Origin of the sequence: Streptomyces sp. adm13(2018) (assembly GCF_008042145.1) — a bacterium.
In the GTDB taxonomy this organism is placed as follows: domain Bacteria; phylum Actinomycetota; class Actinomycetes; order Streptomycetales; family Streptomycetaceae; genus Streptomyces.
In genome coordinates, this window is sequence record NZ_RDBH01000193.1 from 1 (window position 1) to 4,038 (window position 4,038).

The 4,038-nt window shown below is 73.4% G+C and carries 3 protein-coding genes; 2 read left to right on the top strand and 1 reads right to left on the bottom strand.

Annotated elements, in window-relative coordinates:
• A partial coding sequence (locus EAO70_RS35430) for a squalene/phytoene synthase family protein (protein ID WP_187284178.1) occupies positions 1 to 577 on the top strand: 577 nt, incomplete at its 5' end.
• A 258-nt stretch (positions 578 to 835) separates the two neighbouring features.
• On the opposite strand, the gene EAO70_RS35435 is transcribed toward EAO70_RS35430, so the two are convergent.
• Positions 836 to 1,726, bottom strand: a complete 891-nt coding sequence (locus tag EAO70_RS35435) for an alpha/beta hydrolase (RefSeq protein ID WP_187284179.1) — start codon at positions 1,724 to 1,726, stop codon at positions 836 to 838.
• Positions 1,727 to 1,964: 238 nt separating this feature from the next.
• On the opposite strand from EAO70_RS35435, the gene EAO70_RS35440 reads away from it, so the two are divergent.
• Positions 1,965 to 4,038: AfsR/SARP family transcriptional regulator (locus EAO70_RS35440; RefSeq protein ID WP_148006914.1), on the top strand; the 2,074-nt coding region annotated here is incomplete at its 3' end.

Genomic DNA, 4,038 nt, shown 5'->3' on the forward strand with positions numbered 1-4,038 from the left:
CCCCGGGATCCGCGCCCACGTGGACGACTTCCTGCGGGGGTGCGAGCGCGAGGTCGCCTGGCGGACGATCGCCGACGACGAGGATTTGAGGCGGTACGTACAGGAGTACTCGCTGCCCGCGCTGATGCTCACGGCCGGCCTCCTCGCCCCCGAGGACGCCGCCACGCGGACCGCGTTCACCGAGGGCTGCCACGTCCTGATGCGCGCCATGCAACGCATCGACTTCCTGGAGGACCTGCCGGAGGACGTACGCGGGGGCCGCCACGGCATCCCCCTTAACGCGCTGGCCCGCCACGGCGCGGACGTCACCGTGCCCGGTCCGGCGCTCGGACGTCTGGTCGAGGAGCAGGCCGACCGCGCCGCCGCCGACCTCACGGCCGCCGCGCCGCTCCCGAGCCTGGTGGCCCCGCCGTACCGCCCCTTCGTCCGCGCGCTCGTCGGTGTTCAGCGCCTCCGCCTCGACGGTGTACGCCGCGCAGGCGCCTCCCTGGCGACCCGCACCTCGGGCCCCTCGGTCCAGGCGGCCGCGCTGCTGCTTCTGCGGGAGGCGACCCGGCGGTTCGTCGGTGCGGCGTGAGAGCCCGCGGGGCATGAGTCACGACCTCGCCGTCTGGGAAGGCGATCGCCCGGCGGACGACAGGGCTGCCCGCCGGGCCTTCAGCGACGTGTACGACCGCTTCCCCGACGGTGAGGACATGGAGTCTCCGTCCGAACGCATCACGAACTGCGTGACGGCGCTGCTAGAACGGTGGTGCGACATCACCGAAGACGAGGAGGAGTCCTCGCCCTGCACGCGTTCGCCGATGTGCCCGCCCTGTCGGGGGCACGGCCCACCTCAGCGGTCCGCGAGTGCCCGGATCTCGTCGGCGATCAGCTTGGGGTCCTCCTCGGCCATGAAGTGGCCGCAGGACACCGTGCGGTGCCGCAGCGTGTCGCTCCAGGCGCTCCACAGCCCCTCGGCGTGGTAGCCGAGCGCGGCGCCCCAGTCCTGCTGGAGGACGGTGACGGGCATGGCGAGCTTGTTTCCGGCCTCGCGGTCGACGGTGTCGTGCTCGACGTCGATCCCGGCCGACGCACGGTAGTCGGCGACGATGGAGGGGACGGCCGCCGCGGAAGCGTCGAGGTAGTGGGCGCGTACGTCGGCGGGAATCGCGTCCGCGTCCTCGGTCCAGGCGTCGAGGAAGTGGGCGAAGAAGGGTTCGGCGGCTGCCTTGATCATCTTCTCGGGCAGCCCGGGCGGCTGCGCCATCAGGTAGAGGTGGAATCCGACGGCCGCGGACACTCCCCGTAGTGCGTCCCACATGTCCAGGGTGGGCAGGACGTCGAGGAACAGGGCGTGGGAGACGGCGTCCGGGTGGTCCATGGCGGCTCGGAAGGCGACCAAGGCGCCGCGGTCGTGGCCGGCCAGAGTGAACCGGTCGTGTCCCAGCGCGGCGGCGAGGCGTACGACGTCCCGTCCCATGGTCCGCTTCGAGTAGACGCCGGCTCCCGTCTCGGCGGGCTTGTCGCTGGCGCCGTAGCCGCGCAGATCGGGGCAGATGACGGTGTGATCGGCGGCGAGGTCGGCCGCGACGTGCCGCCAGATCAGATGGGTCTGGGGGAAACCGTGCAGCAGGACGACCGGGCTGCCCGCCCCGCCGACGGCGGCGTTCAGGGCGACCCCGTCGTCGACGCGTACACGGTGCTGGGTGAATCCGGGAATGGTGGGGATGGTACGGGTTCTCACGGCGGCTCCTGGAGTTCGTGGCAGAGTTGCTCCTCCGGACCTCCGACCTTTGACCTCTGACCTTGGATCTCTGATCTTTGGCCTGCGATCTTTGACCCGTGATCGCTGATCGCTGATCACTGATCTCGGTGGTCGTGTCGTCCGGGGACGTCACCCAGGTTGCGGGCCCCGGATCAGCGATCGATGAGTGAGTACGCGGCACCCACAAAGGGCGGTGCCGCCCGCGAAAGGATCTGCGGTGGGTGTGACCTTCGGACTGCTGGGGCCGGTCGCCGCGTGGGGACCCGACGGTGAACCCCTCGCACTCGGCGCACCCCGCCACCGGGAGGTGCTCGGGCGGCTCCTGATCGCCCGGGGGAGGGTCGTACCGGTCGGCCGGCTCGTGGCGGACTTGTGGGAGGACGAGCCGCCCTCGGGGGCCGTGGGCGCGGTACGCACGTTCGTAGCCGCCCTGCGGCGCGCGCTGGAACCCGACCGGCGTCCCCGCCAGCCGTCCCGGCTGCTGATCACCGACGGCCCCGGCTACGCCCTGCGCGCGGACCAGGACGCGGTGGACGCCTGGCGGTTCCAGCGCATCGCCGCCCGGGCCGCGGAGACGCCGCCCCACGCGGCCGTCATCCTGTGGGACGAGGCCCTGGCCTGCTGGCGGGGGCCGGTACTGGCCGACTTCCCCGCCGCCGCGTGGGCCTCGGCCGAACGTGCTCGGCTGGAGGCGTTGCGCCTGGACGCGCTCGAGCGGCGCGCCGATGCCCTCCTGGCCACCGGTGCCGCCCGCGACGCGATCGCCGATCTGTCGGCCCACGTCGCCGAGCACCCCGGCAGGGAGGACGGCTGGGTCCTGCTGATCACGGCCCTGGACCTCGCCGGGCGGCGCGCCGAGGCCCTGGAAGCGCTGAGCCGGGCCCGTACCGCACTCGTCTCCGAAGGCGAAGGCGAAGGCGGAGGCGCAGGTGGAGGCGGAGGCGCCGGGCCCACCTCGACGGGAGCCCTGGCACGTACCGAAGCACGCCTGCTCAGCCGTACGAGGCCGGCGGAGGCCGCACCCGCCGGGACGATCGACAGTCTCTGGAACCGGGCCGCAGCCGCCTGGGACCGCTCTGTGCCCACCCGGTCCCGGTCACGGCTGCACGCCACCGCCGGCCTCCTCCGCGACCTCGCGGTGACCGGCCCCGACGGGCTTGAGGAGGCACGTCGGCACCGCCGGGACCTGGTCACCGCCGCGGAGACCACTGGGGACACCGAACTGGCCGCCCGCATCATCGGCTCCTATGACGTCCCGGCGGTGTGGACGCGCGCCGACGACCCCGCGGCCGCGGCCGAACTCGCCGGGGCGGCCGCCCGGGCCGTGGCCCGGCTCGGACCGGAAGCCCCGGCCGCACTGCGCGCCCGTCTGCTGTCCGTCATGGCGGTCGAGTCCCGCGGGGACGCCACCGCAGATGCGCCGCTGCTCCGTGCGGCGCACGCTCCCGGCCCGGAGGCGTGGCGACAACGTGCCGAACGCGCCGCCGAGCAGGCCGTAGGACTCGCCCGAAGCCTGGGCGACCCCAGGCTGCTCGCCTTCGCCCTCAACGGCGCCTTCATGCAGTCGTTCGCCTCCTGCGGCTCAGCCGCCCAGCGCGTCTCACTCGGGAGCGAACTCACCCGGCTGGCAGCCGACCACCAGCTCACCGGGCACGAGATCCTGGGCCGGATCATCCGCCTCCAGGCACTCGCCGGCTTGGGACGCTTTCCGGAGGCGGATGCCGAGGCGGAAACGATCGACCGGCTCGCGCAGCGCAACGAACGGCCGCTCGCCCGGGTCTTCACCACCTGGTACCGGGCGCTGCGCACCTGCGAGACCGAGGGCTGGGAAGCCGCACGCGTTCTGTACACGAAGGCCCTGAAGGACTCCGCCGACTGCGGAATGCCTGGCCTCACGGAAGGCGCCGCCGCCCTCGTCGCCCTGGTCCCCGTCCTGCGGAGCGGCGGCCTGCCCGACCCCACCTCCCTCACCGATGTGGACGCCGGTCCCTACAAGCCCTGGCTCGACCCGCTGATCGTGGCGGCCTCAGGAGCCACCGACGAGGCACACCAGGCACTGACCCGGGTTCCCCGGCCCCCGCACGACCTCCTGCAAGAGGCGCTGTGGTGCGTACTCGCCCGCGCCGCCGCGTCCGTCGGACACGTACCGCTCCTGCGCCGCGCCCGCGCGGTACTCGCCCCAGCGGAGGGCGAGTACGCGGGAGCCGGCAGCGGCCTGATCTCCTTCGGCCCCGTCACCCGCCACCTCAGCGCCATTGACCTGGCCCTCGGCGCGGCGCAGGAGCGGTACG